At 65.3% G+C, this 22796-nt stretch carries 19 protein-coding genes; 13 read left to right on the plus strand and 6 right to left on the minus strand.

Going from position 1 to position 22796, the window contains the following annotated elements; all coding sequences use genetic code 11:
- Window positions 1-62: 62 nt before the first annotated feature.
- The 4 genes from DK26_RS16760 to DK26_RS16775 all read left to right on the plus strand — a co-directional run bounded on the left by DK26_RS16760 (window position 63) and on the right by DK26_RS16775 (window position 4255).
- Window positions 63-1727, plus strand: coding sequence for a TRAP transporter large permease subunit (locus tag DK26_RS16760; protein WP_066475555.1), 1665 nt, complete (start codon window positions 63-65; stop codon window positions 1725-1727).
- Between the two features lie 113 nt (window positions 1728-1840).
- Window positions 1841-2698: a MaoC family dehydratase N-terminal domain-containing protein gene (locus tag DK26_RS16765; protein ID WP_066474830.1), complete on the plus strand. Its 858-nt coding sequence runs from the start codon at window positions 1841-1843 to the stop codon at window positions 2696-2698.
- Entirely contained in the window at window positions 2695-3495 is an 801-nt protein-coding gene (locus DK26_RS16770; protein WP_066474832.1) for a CoA ester lyase, read from the plus strand. The genes DK26_RS16765 and DK26_RS16770 overlap by 4 nt, the downstream gene beginning before the upstream one ends.
- 58 nt (window positions 3496-3553) lie before the next feature.
- Complete coding sequence (locus DK26_RS16775) at window positions 3554-4255, plus strand: alpha/beta hydrolase (protein WP_066474834.1); 702 nt, start codon at window positions 3554-3556, stop codon at window positions 4253-4255.
- A gap of 866 nt (window positions 4256-5121) precedes the next feature.
- On the opposite strand, the gene DK26_RS16780 is transcribed toward DK26_RS16775, so the two are convergent.
- From DK26_RS16780 to DK26_RS16790, 3 genes are all read right to left on the minus strand, one after another.
- Window positions 5122-6783 carry an OFA family MFS transporter gene (locus tag DK26_RS16780; protein ID WP_066474837.1) on the minus strand — a complete coding sequence of 554 codons (1662 nt, stop codon included), beginning with the start codon at window positions 6781-6783 and terminating at the stop codon, window positions 5122-5124.
- Window positions 6784-7053: 270 nt separating this feature from the next.
- On the minus strand, window positions 7054-9075 hold the full coding sequence (locus DK26_RS16785) for a cache domain-containing protein (RefSeq protein WP_066474840.1): 2022 nt from the start codon (window positions 9073-9075) through the stop codon (window positions 7054-7056).
- Entirely contained in the window at window positions 9068-10450 is a 1383-nt protein-coding gene (locus tag DK26_RS16790) for a sigma-54 dependent transcriptional regulator (protein WP_066475557.1), read from the minus strand. The genes DK26_RS16785 and DK26_RS16790 overlap by 8 nt, the downstream gene beginning before the upstream one ends.
- A 1078-nt stretch (window positions 10451-11528) precedes the next feature.
- Between DK26_RS16790 and rplM the strand changes: the two genes are divergently transcribed.
- The 7 genes from rplM (at window position 11529) to DK26_RS29080 (ending at window position 16344) form a co-directional block, all read left to right on the plus strand.
- Window positions 11529-11990: a 50S ribosomal protein L13 gene (rplM, locus tag DK26_RS16795; RefSeq protein WP_066474843.1), complete on the plus strand. Its 462-nt coding sequence runs from the start codon at window positions 11529-11531 to the stop codon at window positions 11988-11990.
- A 2-nt stretch (window positions 11991-11992) separates the two neighbouring features.
- Window positions 11993-12472: a 30S ribosomal protein S9 gene (gene rpsI, locus DK26_RS16800; RefSeq protein ID WP_066474848.1), complete on the plus strand. Its 480-nt coding sequence runs from the start codon at window positions 11993-11995 to the stop codon at window positions 12470-12472.
- Window positions 12473-12576: 104 nt separating this feature from the next.
- A complete protein-coding gene (locus DK26_RS16805) occupies window positions 12577-13332 on the plus strand; it encodes an SDR family oxidoreductase (RefSeq protein ID WP_066474851.1) in 756 nt (251 codons plus the stop codon).
- Between the two features lie 90 nt (window positions 13333-13422).
- Window positions 13423-13701 carry a hypothetical protein gene (locus DK26_RS16810; protein WP_066474852.1) on the plus strand — a complete coding sequence of 93 codons (279 nt, stop codon included), beginning with the start codon at window positions 13423-13425 and terminating at the stop codon, window positions 13699-13701.
- A gap of 20 nt (window positions 13702-13721) precedes the next feature.
- A complete protein-coding gene (speB, locus tag DK26_RS16815) occupies window positions 13722-14681 on the plus strand; it encodes an agmatinase (RefSeq protein WP_066474855.1) in 960 nt (319 codons plus the stop codon).
- A gap of 344 nt (window positions 14682-15025) precedes the next feature.
- Complete coding sequence (argC, locus tag DK26_RS16820; protein ID WP_066474857.1) at window positions 15026-15958, plus strand: N-acetyl-gamma-glutamyl-phosphate reductase; 933 nt, start codon at window positions 15026-15028, stop codon at window positions 15956-15958.
- Window positions 15959-16152: 194 nt separating this feature from the next.
- A complete protein-coding gene (locus DK26_RS29080) occupies window positions 16153-16344 on the plus strand; it encodes a hypothetical protein (RefSeq protein WP_157089688.1) in 192 nt (63 codons plus the stop codon).
- A gap of 107 nt (window positions 16345-16451) precedes the next feature.
- Here DK26_RS29080 and DK26_RS16825 read toward each other — a convergent pair whose 3' ends face one another.
- Window positions 16452-17300, minus strand: a complete 849-nt coding sequence (locus DK26_RS16825; protein ID WP_066474858.1) for a fumarylacetoacetate hydrolase family protein — start codon at window positions 17298-17300, stop codon at window positions 16452-16454.
- Window positions 17301-17767: 467 nt separating this feature from the next.
- On the opposite strand from DK26_RS16825, the gene DK26_RS16830 reads away from it, so the two are divergent.
- Entirely contained in the window at window positions 17768-19135 is a 1368-nt protein-coding gene (locus DK26_RS16830; RefSeq protein WP_066474860.1) for an outer membrane protein transport protein, read from the plus strand.
- 271 nt (window positions 19136-19406) lie between these two features.
- On the opposite strand, the gene phaC is transcribed toward DK26_RS16830, so the two are convergent.
- Window positions 19407-21155, minus strand: coding sequence for a class I poly(R)-hydroxyalkanoic acid synthase (phaC, locus tag DK26_RS16835; protein ID WP_066475559.1), 1749 nt, complete (start codon window positions 21153-21155; stop codon window positions 19407-19409).
- Between the two features lie 203 nt (window positions 21156-21358).
- On the opposite strand from phaC, the gene DK26_RS16840 reads away from it, so the two are divergent.
- A complete protein-coding gene (locus tag DK26_RS16840; RefSeq protein WP_066474863.1) occupies window positions 21359-21712 on the plus strand; it encodes a hypothetical protein in 354 nt (117 codons plus the stop codon).
- Between the two features lie 85 nt (window positions 21713-21797).
- Here the strand turns inward: DK26_RS16840 and DK26_RS16845 are convergent, their stop codons facing one another.
- Window positions 21798-22571: a lipo-like protein gene (locus tag DK26_RS16845; protein ID WP_066474866.1), complete on the minus strand. Its 774-nt coding sequence runs from the start codon at window positions 22569-22571 to the stop codon at window positions 21798-21800.
- Window positions 22572-22796: the final 225 nt, after the last annotated feature.

The raw sequence follows: 22796 nt of genomic DNA on the forward strand, positions 1-22796 counted from the left end.
TCTTCAGCCTGCACACCGGTGATGCCCAGGCCGCCGGCTTCGGCGACTTCCTGCGCGAAAACATGGCGCCGGTGATGTTCGCCGCGCTCGTGATCTTCCTCCTGCTCGGCTATCCCGTCGCCTTCGCGCTCGCCGCCAACGGCCTGCTCTTTGCCCTCGTCGGCATCGAGCTCGGCATGTTCCAGGAGAACTTCCTGCAGGCCCTGCCGGAGCGCATCTACGGCACGATGAACAATGACGTGCTGCTCGCCATCCCGTTCTTCACCTTCATGGGGCTGGTGCTGGAGCGCTCGGGCATGGCCGAGGACCTGCTCGACACGATCGGCCAGCTCTTCGGCCCGGTCCGCGGCGGCCTCGCCTATGCGGTGATCTTCGTCGGCGCGCTGCTCGCCGCCACCACCGGCGTCGTCGCCGCCTCGGTGATCTCGATGGGCCTGATCTCGCTGCCGATCATGCTGCGCTACGGCTATGACCGGCGCCTCGCCTCGGGCGTCATCGCGGCGTCGGGCACGCTCGCCCAGATCATCCCGCCCTCGCTCGTCCTGATCGTGCTCGCCGACCAGCTCGGCCGCTCGGTCGGCGACATGTATGAAGGCGCCTTCATTCCCGGCCTGGTGCTGGCCTCGCTCTATGCCGGCTATGTCTTCCTGATCACCATCGTCTACCCGAAACGCGCTCCGGGGCTGCCGCCGGAGGCCCAGACCCTGCGCGATGCCGACGGCAAGATCCGGCGCTTCTCGCTGCTGGTCGTGACGCTGCTCTGCTTCGCCGTCGCCTACGCCTATATGAAGCTCTTCACCAAGGTCACCGCGGGCGCCGACTTCGTCATCCTGACCATGTCGATCATGGTCGCGGTCGCCTTCGTCATCGCGCTGGTCAACAAGGGCCTGAAGCTCAACCTGCTGTCGCGCATGACCGAGCAGGTGATCTTCGTGATGGTGCCGCCGCTGGCGCTGATCTTCCTCGTGCTCGGCACCATCTTCATCGGCCTCGCCACACCGACCGAGGGCGGCGCCATGGGCGCGGCCGGCGCGATCCTGCTCGCCTGGGGCAAGAAGCGCATGACCTTCGACCTGCTCCGGCAAGCGACCGAGTCGACCGCCAAGCTCTCGGCCTTCGTGCTGTTCATCCTGGTCGGCGCGCGCGTGTTCTCGCTGACCTTCTACGGCGTCAACGGCCATATCTGGGTCGAGCATCTCTTGGTCGGGCTGCCCGGCGGCGCGACGGGCTTCCTGATCGTCGTCAACGTGATGGTCTTCCTGCTCGCCTTCTTCCTCGACTTCTTCGAGCTCGCCTTCATCATCGTGCCGCTGCTCGGACCGGCCGCCGACAAGCTCGGCATCGACCTGATCTGGTTCGGCGTCATCCTCGGCGTCAACATGCAGACCTCGTTCATGCACCCGCCCTTCGGCTTCGCGCTGTTCTTCCTGCGCTCGGTCGCGCCGAAGGAACGCTACAAGGACAAGGTCACCGGCAAGATGATGGAGCCGGTCACCACCGGCCAGATCTACTGGGGCGCCGTGCCCTTCGTCGTGATCCAGTGCATCATGGTCGCCCTCGTCGTCTTCTTCCCGCAGATGGTGATGCACTACAAATCTTCCGCCGTGCAGCTCGACCAGCAGCAGATCAACAAGCAGTTCGACTCAATCCAGATACCGGGCATCGGTGGGGGGCCGGGAGGCTTCGACCTGAGCGCGCCTCCGGGCCTTGCGCCGCCGAAGCCCTGATCGGCGAGGCAAGGCGGCGGTGCCGATGAGCGCCGCCGCCGCTTCGCGAATGCGAGCCTTCAGCTCGCCGCCCCATTCCACGACTGCCCGAACCAGCAGCGAAGGCCTGCCTCATGAGTGACGCGACTCCTGCCCTCGATATCGATCACCTGTGCGGCTGGATCGGCCGAGAGGATGTCGCTGTCGACCTCGTCGGCGAGGAGCTCGCACGCAAGTATCATGCGACGATGGATTTCCCCGGCGAACCCGCCCCGCAGGGCGAGATCCTGCCGCAGCTGATCCATTTCTGTCTGACGCAGCCGGCCGCGCCGACGGCCATGCTTGGGGCCGACGGTCATCCGAGCCGCGGCGGGTTCCTGCCGCCGGTACCGCTGCCGCGGCGGATGTGGGCGGGCGGTGCCGTGACCTTCCACGGAGATCTGAGGGTTGGCGACCGCGTCAGGCGCGTCTCGCGGATCGCGGATGTCGTGGTCAAGCACGGCCGCAGCGGCACGCTCTGCTTCGTCACGGTCGAACACCGGCTCGAGGCGGATGGCGCGCTCATCCTGGAGGAGCGTCAGGAGATCGTCTATCGCGAGGCTGCGGTGCCGGGCGCCGAGGCTGCGCCGCCGACGCCGCACGAGCCGGGCACGCATCGGCGCGCGCAGCAGGCCGGGGCGGCACTGCTGTTTCGCTATTCGGCGCTCACCTTCAACGCGCACCGCATCCATTACGACCGAAGCTATGCGCGGGAGGTCGAGGCCTATCCCGGCCTCGTCGTCCACGGCCCGTTGCAGGCGGCCTGGCTCTGCAATTATGCCGCCGAGCTCCTGGGCGCGCCGCCGAAGCGCTTCAGCTTCCGCGGGCTTTCCCCGCTCTTCGAGCATGACGACTTCGCGCTCCATGCCCGCGAGGCGGAGGGCGGGCTCGAGCTCTGGACGGCGCGCGAGGGCGGCCCGGCCTGCATGTCGGCGAAGGCGTACCGGGCATGAGCGCGGCGCTGGATTGCCTGGTTCCACTCTTCGTGCCGGGCAACCGGCCTGAACGCTTCGGCAAGGCCGCCTCGGCCGGTTGCGACGCCGTCATCCTCGATCTCGAGGACGCCGTCGCCCGCGATGACAAGGCGGCGGCGCGGGCAGCATTGCGGGATGACTTCACCGATCTGCCGATCATCCTGCGGATCAACGGGCTCGGTACGCCCTGGCACGAGGCCGATATTGCGGCGCTGATGGGCCTGAAGCTCGCTGCGGTGATGGTTCCGAAGGCCGAAGCCGGCGAGGCCTTCGCGGATCTGTGCGCGCGCCTGCCGACGCCGGTGATCGCACTGGTCGAGAGCGCGCGCGGCCTCGCTGATGCCCGCCGGATCGCGGCGACCGGCAATGTCGCGCGCGTCGCCTTCGGCAGCGTCGACTTCTGCGCCGATCTCGGCTGTGCCCATAGCCGCGAGGCTTTGCTGGCGGCGCGCAGCGAGTTGGTGCTGGCCTCGCGGCTTGCATCCCTCCTGCCGCCGATCGACGGCGTGACCACCGCGATCGACAATGCCGCCATGATTGCCGGGGATGCGCGCCATGCCCGCGAACTCGGCTTCGGCGGCAAGCTCTGCATCCATCCGCGGCAGGTCGAGGCGATCCGTGCCGGCTTTGCCCCCGATCCCGCCGAGATCGCCTGGGCCCGCAAGGTGGTGGCGAGCGGCGACGGCGCGGCAGCGGTCGATGGCGCGATGGTCGACGAGCCTGTACGCCTTCGCGCCCGCTCCATTCTGATGCGGGCGGGGGAGAGCGGCGCCTGAAGCTGGCGGCCGCGGCGTCTCCAACTTATGTGAAAAGTCGGCCCGAGGACGGTTTCCAATGGCTCTGCCTCCGCTCATTCTCATCCCCGGTCTCCTGAACGACGCCGAGCTGTGGCGCGATCAGATCGCGGTGCTGGCGGATATCGCCGATTGCCGGGTTGCCGACATCACGCAGGGCGAGAGCCTTGAGGCGCTGGCGCAGAGCGTGCTGGCGCAGGCGCCGCCGCGCTTCGCGCTCGCCGGCTTCTCGCTGGGCGGCTATGTCGCCGTCGAGATGGCGCGCATCGCCGCGGAGCGCATCGGGCGGCTGGCACTGCTCGACACCTCGATCCAGCCCGACGACCCCGAACGGGCGGTGGCACGACAGGTGCGCGACAAGGCTGCCCGCGCGCCTGGTACATTCCACGGCTTCGGTGATCGCTTGCTCAAGACCTATCTCGGCGAGGCCAATCTTCATGACGAGCACATCGTCGGGCGCATCCGGGGCATGACGCAGCGCCTCGGCGCCGAGGTCTTCCTGCGCCAGAACAGCATCCTGCGGAAGGATGGCGCCGGGGTCCTGGCCGGCCTGACCTGCCCGGTGCTGATCCTCTGCGGCGAGGAGGACCGGCTGACGCCGCTCGCCGAGCATGAGGCGATGGCGAGCCTCGTGCCGCAGGCCAGGCTGGTCGCGGTGCCCGGCAGCGGTCATATGACGCCAATCGAGAACCCAGAGGCGGTCAACGCGGCCCTGAGGAATTGGCTGCAATCAGGTCGATAAACCCCGATCCGGATCGATAGTATCGCCTGGGGTCGCCCCCGATTTCCCGTATTCATAGCTGGCCCTTATGCTAGTTGGTCTTGCGGGCGCAGGGTGCAAGCTCGTTTCAAGGCGAAGCCGCTAAGGCTCGCGTGCGGCTGGTGGGGCCGTGATCCGTCTTCCGTTCCTCTATCACCCGACTGATGCTCGAGCGGATCTCGAAAAACGTGTCCATTGAGGCACTCGCCATGGCAGGAACCATTCAGGCTCACGACCAAGGCTTCAGAAGCTGCTTCCAAGTGTCTCGTCCAGCATCGACTCCGCCAGCCGCTTCTTGAGCGCTTCTCGTCGTCGAGCGCCTTCAGCCGGCGTGCGTTAGGTACCCCGATCCCACCACAACGATTGTACCGGTTCTCGAAGCTTACGTCGCTGATCCCGTGCGTTCCGGCAACTGTCCGCCACCGCAGTCCCGACCGGATTCTCTGTCAGGATCGAGACAATCTACTCGTCGCTGAAGCGGCTCTTCTTCATCTCGGTCTCGTTGCGACGGAGTCCAATTCAAACCGAGGGCGCTCTAAGGGGCAACGTCGCTGGGAGGGACGTTCGCTACGCCTGCAATGGAGCACTCTGGCCTGTAAATTTACACACCAAAGTGCCTGCGAGCGGACGTTGCCAGTGTCCGCAACGGGCCAGGTGCGGGCACAGTGAGCTGCGAATCCGTCTCCCTCTGGCCTTGGGCGAACCTGGCATCATGATTGTTCAATTGAGACTGAGCCGTCAGTGGGCGAAATCTACGGCAGAGCCGCCAACTGCACGAGAATCGCATGCCTCGAGCCGGGCCGAGGCATGCGACGCTCTAGCCACATGGTACGAAACTGGGCCTTGCCTCAGCGAAACAGTGCCAAAGACTTGCTCAGGGTGATCCAGACGCCCCAGGCGATTGGAATGGCAACGACGCCCCAGGCGAGCAGGGCGGTGCCGTCGAAGCCGCCCTTGCCGATGCCGAAGGAACCGTAATGCGTCGCCGCGTTGGTATTGGCGCTCTTGGCCTGCAGCGCCGCGACTTCGGCATCCTTCATGAACCAGCGTGTCGCCACCGGGCGGACCAGCAGGTTGCAGATGAAGCCGAGCACCAGGAAGCCGGCAAGGATGTACATTGTGCGGTCATAGACCTGCGCGCGTGGAACGCCGGCGGCGATCTGTGCCTCGCGGATATAGTTGACCACAACCGGCCCGACGATCCCGGCCGTCGACCAGGCGGTCAGCAGCCGGCCGTGGATGGCGCCGACGAACTGGGTGCCGAACATGTCGGCGAGATAGGCCGGCACGGTGGCGAAGCCGCCGCCATACATCGACAGGATGATGCAGAAGAAGGTGACGAACAGCGCGAGCGAGCCGGCATGCGCCGCCCAGGGCGAGAGCGCATAGAGCGCTATTCCAAGAATGAAGAAGGTGGCGTAGGTCAGCTTGCGCCCGAGCTTGTCCGACAGTGAGGCCCAGAAGAAGCGGCCACCGATGTTGAACAGCGAGAGCAGGCCGACGAAGGCTGCCGCGATGGTTGCGACCTGCACCTTCTGCTGGGCGTCGAGCGCGGCGAAGCCGATCTCGGGCTTGCCGATCAGCGATCCTGCGAAGATTTCCTGCAGCATCGGCGAGGCCATGCCGAGCACGCCTATGCCGGCGGAGACGTTGAGGCAGAGCACCGACCAGATCAGCCAGAATTGCGGGGTCTTGTGCGCATCCTTGAGATGGACGTGGCCCGAGGTGATCATCGCATTCTGGGTCGCCCGCGGGGTCCAGCCCTCGGGGCGCCAGTTCGCCGGCGGGATGCGGTAGCCGAAAGTGCCGGCCATCATGAAGACGAAATAGATGCCGGCCATCACGACGAAGGTTTGCCAGACGCCGACCGAGTTCGCCGTCCTGAAATAGTTCATCAGCATGTCGGCGAGCGGCGAGCCGATCAGCGCACCGCCGCCAAAGCCCATGATCGCCATGCCGGTCGCCATGCCGCGCCGATCCGGAAACCACTTCACCAGGGTCGAGACCGGTGAGATGTAGCCGAGGCCGAGGCCGATGCCGCCGATGACGCCCGAACCCAACCACATCAGCCAGAGCTGGTGGGTGTAGATCCCGAAGGCCGAGATCAACAGGCCGCCGCACCAGCACATCGTCGAGACGAACGCGGCCTTGCGCGGGCCGACCTTTTCGAGCCAGCCGCCCCAGATGGCTGCCGACGAGCCGAGCAGCACGAAGAACAGCGTGTAGATCCAGCCGAGATCGGCGACCTTCCAGTCGCAGCTCGTGGTGAACAGTGCGCCGACCAGACCGATGTCGGCCGTACAGGCGATGGGTTTGCTGACGCCGATGGCCTGGCTCAGCGGCAGCCAGAAGACGCTGAAGCCATAGGCCATGCCGATGCAAAGATGGATGCAAAGCGCCGCCGGCGGCACCAGCCAGCGGTTGAAGCCTGCTTTCGCGATGGTGCGCTCGCGATCGAGAATCCCGGCACCCACGCCGCCCCCGTCAAAGGTTCCTGTCGCAGTGGACATGAATCGTTCCTCCTCGCCGCCGATTCCGGCGGTTCCTCAGTTTCTGGTTTTGGTTGATTGGAATGGCCGCCGCCGTCGGCGCCGGCCTTGTCACCAGCGGGCCGATGGCCCGCATGACGAAACACCGGTCCTCCCTATTGCTCGATCGATCTTGCCGATCAGGGCGCAAAGGTCATGCCGGGGCGTGATCTCAATATTTTCAAAGGCTTGTGTTCGAGGAAGCGAAGATCTCGGACATTTTGTCCGACTCCGTCAGACAAAATGTCCGGGCTAGAGCGACTGGGGCAGCCAGATCAGAAAACGCGTGCCGCGGCCCGTCTCGCTGATGGCGCTGATCGCCCCGCCCTGGCGCAGGATCAGCTTCTGGCTGATCGAGAGGCCGAGCCCCGTGCCTTGCCGGCTCTTGGTGGTGAAGAAGGGATCGAAGATGCGCGCCAGCGTCTCGGCATCCATGCCGATGCCGGTATCGGCGACCTCGATCACGATGCCTGGCGTGCCCTGGCGGTCCTCGTCGAAATCGCGCAGCGTCACGGTGCCGCCGGACGGCATGGCATGGATCGCGTTGACGATGAGATTGACCAGCACCTGCAGGAGCTCGGTGCGATTCATCAGGACGAGACCGGTGGCGCGATGGTCCTCGACGATGCCGATCCCGGCCCGGTTGAGCAGATGCTGCACCAGCGGCAGGCAGTGCTCGATCACCTCGCGCGGTGCGTGACGCTCGACATAGCCGGCGAATTCCTCCGGTCGCGCGAATTGCAGCAGGCGGGTGACGATGTCCTCGATGCGGTGGATCTGCTCGTCGATCAGCCGGAACTCGGTGCTGGCGAGCTGGACCTGGCTGCCGAGCACTTGGCGGACGACATCGAGATTGCCCTGGATCACCGCGACCGGGTTGTTGATCTCGTGGGCGACGCCGGCGGTGATCTCGCCGATCGCCGCGAGTTTCTCCGACATGACGAGCTGCTTGGTGGTGAGTTCCAGCTCCTTGTTGGCGGCTTCCAGCTCGCGCGTCCGTTCGGCGACGCGCTTGTTCAGCTCCTCGTTCCAGCCGCGCAATTGCCGGTCGCGGGCCTGCAGCCGGTCGAGCAGCTCGTCGAGATGGGTCGCAACACGGCCGATCTCGTCGCGGGCGGCGGGCAGGCTGGTGCGCGCGTCGAGATCGCCCCCTTCGACCCTGGAGATCGTGTCGGTCATCTGCTCCAGTGGCCTGAAGATCGCCCGCGCCCAGCGCAGGAAGATCGGCACGCTGAGCACCGTGACGAAGAGGAACGCGCCGACGATCGTCGCCAGCGTGATCAGTTTCTCGTGCCGGAATGGCGTCTCGAGGAAGCCGACATAGAGCATGCCGACGCGCTTGCCATAGCTGTCGCTGATCGGCTCATAAGCCGAAATGTACCAGTCGTTGACGACGAAGGCGGAGTCGAGCCAAGTCCGCCCTTCGCCGAGCACGGCTTGGCGCACGGTTGCCGAGACGCGTGTTCCGAGCGCGCGACGCCCCTCGAACAGGCGGACATTGGTGCTGATGCGAACATCGTCCAGGAAGAGCGTTGCGGTGCCCTGGCTGCCTTCCGGCAAGCTTGCCTGACGATAGACGAGGTCGTTGATCGTATCGATGAAGACGAGGTTCTGGTTGAGCAGGATGCCGCCGACCAGCACCGCACGGCGCCCCTGCGCGAGTTGAACCGGGCTCGCCGAATGCACGACCATGCCTCTCGTCTCGACGGTCTTGTCGGTTGGCACGGCGTTGGTCGTCGGGACCAGCTCGACTCTGGCGCGTTCCGCAAGCCTCTCCGAGATTGCGCCGAGTTCGGCCGCACTGAAAATGTCGACCGCTGTCGATGGCGTTCCAGCCATGGCAGAGACGATCACCGGCCAGTCTCTGCGCGAGCGCGCTTCGCTAGTCTGCGGCGCCGTGGCGAGGAGCGTGCCATCGTCTTCAAGAATGTTCAGGAAGTCGAGGCCGAGTTCCTTGCGGCTCTCCTCGAGCCAGTCGCTCAACCTGGGCTTGCTGTTCTCGGCGGCGATGGTTCGGAATGCCGCGGACTCGCCGAGAGCGCGGATATGGTCGCTCGTATTCTCGAGGATGCGGGCGAAGTACTGATGCGCGATGGTGAGGTCGCCATTGACCTTGGTGATCAGCAGAGCGTCGAATTTGGTGTTCAGGCGCCCGATGACGAGCGCCAGCAGCAGCGGTACGACGACGAGGAACGGCAGGAGCGCGATCGCGAGCAATCTGTAGCGGACCGAGCGTCCGCGCCTGGCCGGCGCCTGGATCGCGGCGTCAGACATCCCAGGCCGCGCACTTCCTGTCGATGGTCTTGCGCGAGATGCCGAGCCGTCGCGCCGCCTCGTTGCGGTCGCCACCGGTCTCGTGAAGCATGGCCAGGATGTGCCGGCGCTCAATCTCTTCGAGACTTTCGTCTGCGCTGGACGGGAGCGACATTCGCCCGCCGAAATCCGCGGGAAATTTGCCGAGTATCAGCGTGCGCTCGATCAGATTGCGCAGCTCGCGCACATTGCCCGGCCAGCGATAGCGCGCCAGCGCGGCGCGTATTCCGCCATCGATCGGCACCGGCGGCATTTTCAATTGCTGCGACAGCCTGCGCATGAACAGGGTCGCGAGTTCCTGCACGTCGTCGCCGCGATCGCGCAGCGGCGGAAGCTGCAGCTGCATCACGTTGATGCGATAGAACAGATCCGCCCGGAAACGCCCCCGCCTGACATCGGCTTCGAGCTCGGCGTTGGTCGCGAAGATGAAGCGGAGGTCGATAGGCACCTCGCGCTCGGAGCCGAGTGGTCGGACGCGCTTGTCCTCCAGCACGCGCAGGAGCTTGCTCTGCGTCGCCGCTGGCAGTTCGCCGATCTCGTCGAGGAAGAGCGTGCCACCGCGCGCATGCAGAAAAAGCCCTTCGCGCGAGGCGTTGGCGCCGGTGAATGCGCCTTTCAGATGGCCGAACAGCTCGCTCTCGATCATGTCGGGAGGAATCGCGGCGCAATTCACCGGCACGAAGGGCTTTTCGGCTCGATCGGACAGGGCATGCAGCGAGCGCGCGGCAACCTCCTTGCCAGTGCCGGATTCGCCGGTGATCAGTACAGACGAGGGCAGGGGCGCGACGCGCGCGATGGTCTCGCGAACATTCGCTATCACGCTCGAATGCCCGATCAGCCTGTCTCGCAGCAGGATGTGGTCGGAGGTCGAGCGCAGCTCGTGCTTGAGCACGACGTTCTCGCGCTGGAGCCGGACCCGGTCGAGGCAACGCGCGACGGCGTTGAGGATCTGGTTGGAACGGAATGGCTTCAGGACGAAATCGACGACGCCAGCCCTGAGCGCCTGAATTGCGGTGTCGAGATCGGCGTAGGCGGTGATCAGGATGACGTCGGAGAAGAAGCCAGTGGCGCGTTGCTCGGCCAGCCAGTCGACGCCGTTTTTCCGTGGCATGATATTGTCGAGGATGACGACGTCGAAATGCTGCGCATCGAGCTTTCGCGCCGCCTCGTCGACATCTGCCGCTTCCTCGATCCTCTTGCAGCGCGGCCCCAGGATGCGCAGCAGGAAATTCCGCATTCCCGGCTCGTCATCGACAACAAGGATCGAGGCTTGGGCCAGCCAGGGGCCAAACTCCGGATCCTGCAAGGCCGGGACGGATGCCCCCTCCGCTTCAATCGCCACGTTTCCCGCCCAAAGTCCGTTCTGATCTTTTTTCCGGCGCGTCGGTGCCGCGCAGAGCATGGATCATCAAACCCGAGGCGGGGCGATGCAACCAGTTACACATTGAGCCTAGTCCCTATTCCGCGCCAGCGGTTGTGGAGGGCCGCGCCACGGACTTCGGCTGAGCGGCCCAGCAAACAGGCTATCAACCGGCATTCGCAAGGTGAGGGGGGCGTGGGCCTCGCCTCGCGTGCTGCGACGCTAATAGTGCCTAAGCAGCGAAGCTCGAAGTCCAGGCGATCTTCGACTTGGGCTATTTCGATTCAATGTGGGATTGAGCGGTGTCCATGCGGACTACGGACAGATCGGTGCCGGCTATGCCGATTTTCGCCAGCCGGAACCTGTGATCGCGCAACGCCGGACATTGTCTCGGCTTCCGTCGCAGCCTTGAAGGCCGCGATCGAATCCGGCGCGTGGGACGCTCGCCACGGGCATTTGCGCCGCCAGCCCTTCTATGACGGCTCCTTGCGCCTCTCCGTCTCGGGAACCGCACGATAACGCCAAGGTCGAGAGCTTCATAAGGACGCTCAAGGTTGAGGTCGTCTATCCGCGGGCCGCTCCAACTGATTGACTGGGGGAGCGGAGATCTCGCTGCTCCGTGCCAATCAATGTGCTTCCAAGTGTCTTGTAGCATTTCGTGGTGCCTGTCTTTCTGCTCCTGAGACGGGCCGTCTCTTTGCCTGCTTCGCGGCGTACCCCCGGAGGTTCATCCTGGACTGATGCGGGCGCAGAAACTGCGGCTACCGACGCACATTGCCTACTGCTGCCGACAAACTATCTGCTCTAACCGACAAACTTTGTGCTTCCCCACACCGCCAAGCGGCTCCTCAGGACGAAGGCTCTCGGGCGATGTGAACGAGATTGCGGTATCTAAATACCGTTTCTGGCACTGCGCTGAAAACAATGCGTTTTCTGGCAAAGATCGACGTTATCGTCGCTTGACATCGCAAGGCGTGCCACCTATCCACCGCCACACACCGCCGCCGGTTCGCTGGCGGCTTGTCCTTTTTTCAAGCAGCCGAAGGGTGCCGCGATGAAGACCATCTCGCTCAAGCCCGCCGATGTCGAAAAGAAGTGGGTTGTGATCGACGCCTCCGGGCTCGTCGTCGGCCGTCTCGCCTCCGTGGTGGCGATGCGTCTGCGCGGCAAGCACAAGGCCGCCTACACCCCGCATGTCGACTGTGGCGACAACATCATCGTCATCAATGCCGAGAAGGTGGTTCTGACCGGGCGCAAGCGCGAGCAGAAGAACTACTATCACCACACCGGTTATCCGGGCGGCATCAAGGAGCGCTCCGCGCGCTTCATCCTCGAGGGCCGCTTCCCGGAGCGTATCGTCGAGAAGGCCGTCGAGCGCATGCTGCCGCGCGGCCCGCTGTTCCGCCAGATCCTCGGGAACCTGCGTGTCTACAAGGGTTCGGAGCATCCGCACGCCGCCCAGTCGCCTGAGGCTCTCGATGTCTCGGCGCTCAACCGCAAGAATGCGAGGGTTTGACGATGGCCGAGGTTCTCCAGTCTCTCGAGCAGCTCGGTCAGGTCGCCAAGGGCGTCCAGCCCGAGGCTCCTGTCCACGTCAAGAAGGTCGACGCGCAGGGCCGCGCCTACGCCACCGGCAAGCGCAAGAACGCCATTGCCCGCGTCTGGATCAAGCCGGGTTCCGGCAAGATCACGGTCAACACCCGTGACCAGGAAGTCTACTTCGCCCGTCCGGTGCTGCGCCTGATCCTGCAGCAGCCGCTGATGCTGGTCGACCGCATGACCCAGTACGACGTGATCGTCACGGTCAAGGGCGGCGGCCTCTCCGGCCAGGCCGGCGCGGTTCGCCACGGCATCTCCAAGGCTCTGACCTTCTACGAGCCCGAGCTGCGCGGCCCGCTCAAGAAGGAAGGCTTCCTGACCCGCGACGCGCGCGTCGTCGAGCGTAAGAAGTTCGGTAAGGCCAAGGCCCGCCGCAGCTTCCAGTTCTCGAAGCGCTGATATCGTCGACACTCGCCGGCTTCCTGCCGGCCATGCATCAGGGCGGCTCGCAAGAGCCGCCCTTTTCGTATTGGCTGGGCGCGAAACCGGAGGAGCCACTGCCTATGTCCGAACGCCCCGTCCTTCTCGTCACCGGCGGCAGCCGCGGCATCGGCGCTGCCATCTGCCGTTTCGCCGCGGAGCGCGGCTATGACGTCGCCGTCAATTATCAGGGCAATGCGACAGCGGCGGCAGAGGTCGTGGCGGCCTGCGAGCGGGCAGGGGCGAAGGCCGTCGCGCTCCAGGGCGACATGGCGAAGGAGGCCGACATCGTCCGCGTCTTCAGCGAGGCCAAGACGATGCTCGGGCCGCTGACCGCGGTGGTCAACAACGCCGCTATCACCGGCAAGTCGAGCCCGCTCGTCGCGGCGGAGGCCGAGGTCATCCGCGCCTGCATCGACCTCAACGTCACAGGCGCGATTTTCGTGGTGCGCGAGGCGGCTCGCGCCCTGCTCGCGAATGATGGCGCCAGGAACCGTTCGATCGTCAACATTTCCTCGATCGCCGCTGGTCTCGGCTCTCCCGACGAGTATGTCTGGTACGCGGCCTCGAAGGCGGCGATCGATTCCCTGACCGTCGGTCTCGCCAAGGAGCTCGCGCCGCAGGGCATCCGCGTGAACGCGGTGGCGCCGGGCATGACCGAGACCGACATCCACGCCGTCTCGACCGGTGATCCCGGCCGCGTCGCGCGCATCGCGCCCACGATCCCGCTGAAGCGTGTCGCTCAGCCCGAGGAAATCGCCGAGGCCGTGCTGTTCGCGCTCTCGGAGGCGGCGTCCTACATGGTTGGCTCGATCATCCGGGTCGGCGGCGGCCGCTAGCCGGTTTGGGCTGCGCGCGGTCGTTCATGGCTGGAACCGGGCGGCCGGCGTGCTAAAGCGGCTGCTCGTTCACTTGGCCGAAGGCAGCCCATGCGCGTCCTGCTCGTCCTGATCGCCTTCGGCATGGTCGCCGTGCCGGCGCTGCTCGCGCTGGCGCGTACCGACCTGCCGCGCGGGCGACGGATCTTCAATGCGCTGGTGATCTTCCTGGCGCCGGCTTTCGCGCTCGGACTGATCCACGGCGTTCCCGAGCTCGACGGCCGGGCGCTGCAGTATCCGGTTGCCTGGACGACCCTTCGCCTCGTTCTCACCGGGCTCGCCCTGATCCTGCCCTGGTGTCTCCACGTCTGGCTGAGCGGACGCCGCTGAGCCTTCTTCAGGAAACGACCATGACCGAACCAGCCGAAACCCCGACGATCGACCACGCCTTCACCGGCGGCCGCAAGGGCCCGGCCCATGATCCGACCTATGCCGGCGCGCTTTCCTTCATGCGCCGGCGCTACAGCAAGGATGTCGCCGGCTGCGACCTCGCGATCTGGGGCGTTCCGTTCGATCTTGCCGTCTCCAACCGGCCCGGCACCCGCTTCGGACCGCAGGCGATGCGCCGCGTCAGCTCGATCTTCGACGGCGATGCGCAGTATCCCTCGCGGATCGACCCGTTCGAGATTCTGTCTGCCGTCGACTATGGCGACTGCCTCCTGCCGCGCAGCGACCTGCAGGGCTGCGCCAGGGCGATCGAGACCGAGGCCGCCGCGATCATCGCCACCGGCGCCCATCTGGTCACGCTCGGCGGCGATCATTTCATCACTCTGCCGCTGCTGCGCGCCCATGTCGCCCGGCATGGCAAGCTGGCGCTTGTTCAGTTCGACGCGCATCAGGACACCTGGGATGACGGCGTCGGCGCGATCAGCCACGGCACCTTCGTGCTCGAGGCGGTGCGCGAGGACCTGATCGACGTCGAGCGCTCGATCCAGGTGGGCATGCGCACGGTCGCGCCGCGCGATTGCGGCATCGAGGTGCTGGATGGCTACCAGGCCCATGCGCTGGGCGTGGAAGGTGTCGCTTCGCGGATCAAGGAGCGGGTCGGGCAGGGGCCGGCCTATCTCACCTTCGACATCGACGCGCTCGACCCGGCCTTCGCGCCCGGCACCGGCACGCCCGTTGCCGGCGGCTTCTCCTCAGCGCAAGCGCTGCAAATGGTCTGGGCGATCCGCGATCTCGACTTCCGCGGCATGGATATCGTCGAGGTCTCGCCGCCCTACGACCACGCCGACGCGACCGCGATCGCGGGGGCGGCCGTGGCGCAGCACTATATCCAGGCGCTAGCGCTTAGGAAGGCGGCAGGTTGAATCACGATCTGAACAAGCGGAATCGGTATCGCAAGGTCACTACGTAGGTGCTTCTGACGATTGCAGATTCTCCGGCCATCATGCTCGCCTTCGCGGCATGCGTCGTGGCCGGAGCGGGGCGCGCAAGTCTTTGCATTGACAGCGGGCCGGCGAGCGAACATAAACCGACGCATGGTCAAGAACCCAATCCGACGTCGTATCGCCACGGCCGCCCCGGCGCGCCCGCGATGACGCTCGGCCTGTAGCCCGAACGCCCGCGACCGCGCCCCGAGCGCGGTTTTTTTATGCCCGAAGCCGGCCAAGGAGTTTCGGCCGGCGCCCACCAGACACCTTGCGAGGGTCCGATGAGCCAGAACCTGAAATCCATCTTCATCGACGGCGAGGCCGGCACCACCGGGCTCGGCATCCGCGACCGTCTGGCCGCGGTGCCGGAGGTCGTGCTCAAGAGCATCGCTCCGGAGAAGCGCAAGGACCCAGGCGCCCGCAAGGAGATGATGGCCGGCGTCGACCTCGTCGTGCTCTGCCTGCCGGACGATGCGGCGAAGGAATCGGTCGCTCTCGCCGACGAGCTCGGCGCCGGCGCGCCGAAGATCGTCGACGCTTCGACCGCGCACCGTGTTGCGTCGGACTGGACCTATGGCTTCGCCGAGCTGGAGCCGGGCTTCGCGCAGAAGGTCGCCAACGCCAACCGCGTCTCCAACCCCGGCTGCTATCCGACCGGCGGCATCGCGCTGCTGCGCCCGCTCGTCGACGCCGGCCTGCTGCCGGCCGACCATCCGATCACGGTCAATGCCGTCTCCGGCTATTCCGGTGGCGGCAAGGCGATGATCGAGGCCTATGAGGCCGGAACGGCTCCGGATTTCGAGCTCTACGGTCTCGGCCTAAAGCACAAGCACCTACCGGAGCTGCAGCTCTATTCGCGGCTGGAGCGGCGGCCGATCTTCGTGCCCTCGGTCGGCAATTTCCGTCAGGGCATGCTGGTCAGCGTGCCGCTGCATCTGGAGACGCTGCCGGGCAAGCCCAAGCCCGCCGATCTGCACGAGGCTCTCGCGGCGCGCTATGCCGGCTCGAGCTTCGTCTCGGTGCTGCCGGCGACCGGCGACGGCAAGCTCGAGCCGCAGGCGCTGAACGACACGAATAAGCTCGAACTGCGCGTCTTCGGCAATGCGGAACTGGGCCAGGCCGTGCTGGTGGCGCGGCTCGACAATCTCGGCAAGGGAGCGTCCGGAGCGGCGGTGCAGAACATCCGCCTGATGCTCGGCCTGCCGGAGGCCTGAGCCGGCCTCCGATCTCAGTCGACTTCACGAGGCCCGGCTCATTCGCCGGGCCTTTTTCATTTGTATGCGGCGCAGTTCAAATGTGCAGCGGAGCTTCGCCCGCGAACTTTTTTGAGCGATGCCCCCCAAATGGGGGATGAGCAAGGTTTTGCCGATGCGCCATAGCTGGGCGTGAAAGGCGATTCTGCGGGGCGGTGCTGGTCGAGATCCGGGGGGCGGTCAGTCTGCGCTGCAGCAGGTTTTTAAACGGTTTGGCGCTTGCCGGAATGGCGATCCTGCTCGTGTCCAGCGATGGGCGAACCCGCCGCCTGTTCGGCACGTGCATCGTCGTCGAGGCCGAGCATCAGGACAGACCGCGCGCAGCGGTGGCCCAGATCGTCGATTGATTGGAGCGGCAATAGCGCCGCGAAAGGAACTGTCGCCGCCGCGCCTGGCGCGGTCGGGACGAGCGCCGCCCGGGCTGGGTCGAACAGCCCTGGCGGCGCTTTTTTCTTCAGCCTGCGTAGGCCTTGAACTTCTGCTTCTGCGTGCCGAGACCCTCGATGCCGAGGGTGACGGTCTCGCCGCCCTTCAGGAAGCGCGGCGGCTTGAAGCCGAGGCCGACGCCAGGCGGAGTGCCGGTGGTGATGACGTCGCCTGCATCGAGCCGCATGAACTGGCTGATATAGTGGACGAGGTAGGCGGCGCCGAAGATCATCGTCTTGGACGAGCCGTTCTGGACACGCTCGCCATCGACCTCGAGCCACATGCCGAGGTTCTGGACGTCGGCGATCTCGTCCGGCGTCACCAGCCAGGGGCCGAGCGGGCCGAAGGTCGGGCAGCCCTTGCCCTTGGCCCACTGGCCGCCGCGCTCGATCTGGAAGGCACGCTCGGAGACGTCGTTGCAGACGCAGAAGCCGGCGATCGCCGCCATCGCGTCCTTCTCCTCGATATAGGAGCCGCCATCACCGATGACGATCGCGAGCTCGACTTCCCAGTCGGTCTTCTCGGAACCCTTCGGAATGATGACGTCGTCGTTCGGGCCGACGATGCAGTTCGGCGCCTTGTTGAACAGGATCGGCTCCTTCGGGATCGGCGAGCCGGTCTCTTCCGCATGGTCGGCGAAGTTCAGGCCGACGGCGATGAAGTTGCGGACGTCGCCGACGCAGGCGCCGATGCGCGGATCGCCGGAGACGAGCGGCAACGATTCAGGGGAGAGGGCCTTCAGCTTCGCCAGCGAAGCCGAGCTGAGCGCCGCGCCGGCGATGTCGGAAACATGCGCGGAGAGATCGCGCAGCTTTCCGGCAGAATCGATCAGGCCGGGCTTCTCTTGACCGAAAGCACCATAACGAACCAACTTCACTGCGTTTCCCCCAATTCAAACGTTTCAATAGGACGGCCGGCATCGGCCGAGGGCCGCGCCGATCCTGTGCGCACGGCGCCCCATGTGCAAGCCCGTGCGTGCGCATGGCATGCCTGCTTCGGTGGGAGCCCGGGGCTGTGACGCTTTTGCAACGTGTCGTGGCAAAGAGAAGGTGGCGGCGCAGGTTCCGAAATCGCTTACGTTGCGGCGCACAATGAGAAATCGACGATAGTTCTCATATAAACCATCTTTTCGATGGCCGGGCTCTAAGCTGACCCCACCAAAACGGACGAAATCTCTCATTTTTGGGTGGTGTCGTTGCGGTAACCAATCGAGACATGGCCAAAAAGCGACGATAGCGGCGGGATTGCGACAAGAATGGGCAGGCGGCATGGTGTTGTCAGATTCTGCCTGGCCTTGCCGCGGCGGGAGACAATGAGAACCTCAGCCTGGGGAAAGACGCCGCAATGACGAGCTTCCGCAAACTCACTGCCGCCGCTACGGTCTCGCTCGCGGCCTTGCTGGCGGCCGGCGCCGCATCGGCCAGTTCCTTCGCGATCCGCAGCGGGCAGGGCGCCGAAGGTCTCGGCATGGCCTATGCGGGTGCCGCCGCCGGCGGCACCGGTATGTCCTCGATGGCTTGGAACCCGGCAACCATCACCATGTTCCCCGGTCGCCACAGCAATTGGAATTTCACCTATCTCTATGCCAGCGGCGACTATCAGCCGACCTCGCCGACCACGGTCATGACGCCGCGCGGCCCGGTGCCGATCCAGGCTGCCGGCGGCAGCCCGCTCGGAACCGGCAATATCGGCGGCGACGGCGGCTTCATCCCCGCTTCCTATTCCGCTTGGCAGCTCACCGACCGGCTCTGGATCGGTATGACCACCGGCGCGCCCTTCGGCCTGCGCTCGAAGCCCGACAACCAGGTCAATGCAGCGCAGGCCTTCGGCCGTTCCGCGAAAGTGCAGACCGTCAACGTCGCGCCGACGATCGGCTACAAGGTCAATGACTGGCTCTCCGTTGGTGCTGCCATGCAGATCCAGTGGTTCAACGCCAGCCTGAAGCAGGCCAACGGCATCGCTGCGAATGCCGCGCCGATTATCATCGAGGGCGACACGATCGACTTCGGCTATCGCCTCGGTGTCACGCTGACGCCGTTCGACGGCACCACGATCGGCTTGGGCTATCGCTCCTCGGTCCGGCAGACGCTGGACGGCACCATGCGCGTCTCGACGGGGCCGAGGCCAACGGCGGCCTTCCCGGTCAAGGCGAATCTGAATTTGCCCGATTCCGTGGTGTTCGGTGTCTCGCAGGTCATCAACGACCAGTGGCAGGCCCATCTCGGTGTCGAGTGGACCAATTGGAGCCGCTTCCGCAACATTCCGGTTGTCAGCCAGCTCAATGGCGCGCCTGTCACGAGCCTGAATTTCCAGTATGACGACAGCTGGTATTTCTCGGCCGGTGCCGAGTACAAGTACAATCGCGACCTGACGTTGCGCGCCGGTATCGCCTACGAGCTCTCGGCGGTGAACGATTACAATCGCCAGATCTTCATTTCGGATAACGATCGTCTGTGGCTCAGCGCCGGCGCGAGCTATCAGCTCACCGAGAAGCTGAAGATCGACGTCGGCTACACCTATATCCACGTCAACAACGCAAAGGTGAACTACACCGGCAATCACCCGCAGCAGGTCGTCAACCCGGCCTTGCGGGCGATCTCCTACACCGCCGAGGCCGAGCCTTTCGTTCACATCGTCTCGGCCGGACTCACCTATCGCTGGGACAACCCGGTGGAGACGGTCCCGGTTCGCCCGGTTGTCCGCAAGAACTGATCTTCGCCCATGGCGATGGAGAAAGCCGGCCTTCGGGCCGGCTTTTTTCGTCGTGCCGACTATGGGGCGACGGCCGCGAGCCAGCTGTCCGGCCTTTGGAAGCGAGAATGAGCATCAGCGTTCGGAAACGGCGCGCCGTCTCCCGCCGGCCTGAGGCTTAGAGCATTTCCGCAATTCCCTGAATTACGGAAATTCTTTAGCTCTTTGTTTTATCGCGTTTTCTTCACGCGATCCGGTTATCCACTTCGCTCGAAACCGGTCCGGATGTCGCTCAGGCCTTCACCTTCACATAGCTGCCGGGTGCGTCCTCCAGCGCCTTGAGCTTGCCCTCGCCGGGGATGCGCGCCTTGACCTGCTTCGGTGCCTGCTGCTCGAGCCAGCCGAACCAGTGCGGCCACCACGAGCCGGGATGCTCCTCGGCGCGCTTCACCCAGTCCTGGAAGGCGCCTTCCGGCTGCGCCCCGGTCCAGTACTGGTATTTCACCTTGCTCGGCGGGTTGACCACGCCGGCGATGTGCCCGGATCCGGCCATGACGTAGGAGACCGGACCGCCAAAGGCCTGCGAGCCGATGAAGACCGAGTTCGCCGGCGCGATATGGTCCTCGCGCGTCGCCAGATTGTAGACGGGGATAGTGACCTTGCCGAGATCGAGCAGCTTGCCGCCGATGCGCATCTCGCCCTTGGTCAGCTTGTTGTCGAGATAGCAGTTGCGCAGATAGAAGGAGTGGTTCGCCGCCGGCATCCGCGTCGAATCCGAGTTCCAGTAGAGCAGGTCGAAGGCGGTCGGCGCCTTGCCCTTGAGGTAGTTGTTGACCGCATAGGACCAGATCAGGTCGTTCGGCCGCAGCATGTTGAAGGCGCCGGCCATGCGGGCGCCATCGAGATAGCCACGTTCGGCCATCTGCTCCTCGAGGGTGCGGATCTGCTGCTCGTCGACGAAGACCGAGAGCTCGCCGGCCTTGGAGAAGTCGACCTGGGTGGTGAAGAAGGTGGCGCTGGCGATGCGCTTGTCCTGCGTCGCCGCCATGTAGGCGAGGGTGACGCCGAGCAGCGTCCCGCCGACGCAATAGCCGATCGCCGAGACCTGCTTCTCGCCTGTCGCCTGCTCGATCGCTTCGAGCGCCGCGAAGATGCCCTCGCGCATATAGCTCTCGAAGTCCTTGAGAGCGTGGCGATGGTCGGGGTTGACCCAGGAGATGCAGAAGACCGTCAGCCCCTGGGAGACGCACCAACGGATGAAGCTCTTCTCGGGGTTGAGGTCGAGGATGTAGAATTTGTTGATCCAGGGCGGCACGATCAGCAGCGGCCGCTTCAGCACCTTCTCGGTCGAAGGCGCGTACTGGATCAGTTCGATGATGTCGTTGCGATAGATGACTTTGCCCGGCGTCGTCGCGATGTTGACGCCGATCTCGAAGGCGCGGTTGTCGGACTGGCGGATCTTCAGCTCGCCGCCGCCCGCCTCGATGTCCTCGGCCAGCATCTTCATGCCGCGCACCAGGTTCTCGCCGTTCTGCGCCAGCGTCTCGCGCAGCAGCTCGGGATTGGTCGCGACGAAGTTGGAGGGGGAGAGGGCCCCGGCGATCTGCTTGACGTAGAAGCGGGCCCTGTCGCGCGTATGCGGGTCGAGGTCCTCCGCCTGCTCGACCATGCTCTCCGCCCAGCGGGAGGACAGCAGATAGGCCTGCTTGACGAAGTCGAAGACCGGATGGCTCTCCCATTCGGGATCGGCGAAACGGGCATCGCGCTTTTCCGGCTCGATCACCGGCTCGGCCGGCTCGCCACCAAGTCGCTTTAGTGTCGCGCTCCACAGGCTCAGGAAGTCGGTGGTGAGCGAGGCCTGCGCCTCGATGATCTTCTGGGGATCGCTGACCCAGCGCTCGGCCACCCGGCCCAGTACCTTGACCATCTCGCTCGCCTCGTCGGCTGCGCCGGTCTTGGCCTCGCCGCGCTCGATCGGCTTCAGATAGGCGGCGGTCACCTTGCCGGCCTGCTCGACCAGCTTGCCCATGTTTTGCGCCATCGCGTCGAAATCCGGCAGCGTCGGTGCATCGAAGACCGGCGGCTCTGCCGGGCCTTGCGCGCCCTTGGCCTTGCTGCCGGCGGGTGGGCTCATGGTATTGCTCCCTAGCGATTGCTTGCCAGTGGGAGTTGAACTCCCCATTTCGGACCTATTAAGGACCTAACCGATAAGAGTGACAAAGGAAAATCGTGAAAGTCCCGGCAATGCCTCAAGCCCTGGTCCGGACCTCGCCGAAGGTCGTTTGCGCAGCGGCGCTGCTCGGCATGTTGCTCGGTGGCTGCGAGGCCGCGCGCGGCGTCGCGGAGTTCACCGACATGGCGACCAAGCCGGCGGAACCGAAGCCCTTCGTCCTCGAGACGAGGCCGCAGAACCCGAATTACGTCCCGGTCGGATCCACCATAAAGCGCGATGCGAAGCGCAAGACCGTCGACGAATTCAAGAAGCTCGAGGCCGAACTCGAGGCCAAGCGGATCTCGAACGAGGCTGCCGGCAGCCACGCGCAGAGCCTCGGCAAGACGCCGCCGCCCGCTCCCGCTCCGGCCCAGCCGAGCGAGTGACCTGATTTTGGGGACGGTCTCTCTGGGCAGCCAGCCGGGGCGGCGCGGACGGGGCAGGTGAGGGCAGGGTTCCCGCACCCAGCCGTCAGGGTTCGTCGCTCCAGGTCAGGGCCTTGTAGTTGAAACCCTCCTCGAGGGTCGGCTTGACGATCTGGAAATAGGGCGAGATGTCGAAATCTGCCGGTGCATAGAGGCTGAAGTGCCGGATGTGCAGCAGTTCCCGGTGGCGCCAGTCATTGGCGCCGCGCTCCGCTGCCGGGCGCAGCTCGATGCGCGGCAGGATCGGATACCCGACGCGCTCGAACGCCTCCGCGATCAGGGTCGAGCAGATCGCCCGGGTCGGCTCTCCCGATCCGAGTGCGATCATATGCCGCCGCCAGTGCGAAGGCACGGGGAGTGTCGGCAGGAGATAGCGCGCGAGGTCGACGATGTTGCGCGTGTCGTAGCGGATGCCGATTCGCGAGATCATGAAGTCGACCAGCTTGCTGCGGTCGGCGTCGGTCAAGCCGATGGGCCGGCAGATGCGCGTGTGAAAATGGTCGAGGCGGGACAGCGGAAAGGACCGGCAGCCCGCGTCGAGAACGACCTCGATGAGCGTATGCGGCTCGGGGCCGTCCGCCGCCCCCGGAATGGGCCCGACATAGAGCGCGGCGTGCGACCAGGTCGAATGCGTCAGATATTTAATCGCGGTCGAAACCCTGTTGGAGCCCGCCACCAGCACGACATCGCCGGGTCGCAGCGTGCGGCGCAGCTCGTCGGGGTCGGATGGAACGAAGGGCTCTCGGCCGGGTCTCTCGCGCAGGAGAAACCCGGAGAGCCGGTATCCGCACCAGTCCAGGATCCGGTCGGATAATCTCATGCCGGTCGTTCCTCGCATGGCTATCCCCGGCAGGGTGTCGCCGAACTGCGTCTGGACGATGCCAGATCTGTGACTGTGCAGTCTGCGAGCCTTCCCCACCGTCCGGATTGGTAGGCGCCTGCAGATATCGGGACGTTGGCCAAGGGGTTAATCTTCGGTCAGGCGCCGGCCGCAGCCGACAGGCTTTTCGGGAGCGACATGGCCCGCGTCGCTGCCGCGGCTTCG

This window comes from Allobosea sp. WAO (genome assembly GCF_001509835.1).
GTDB lineage: Bacteria > Pseudomonadota > Alphaproteobacteria > Rhizobiales > Beijerinckiaceae > Allobosea.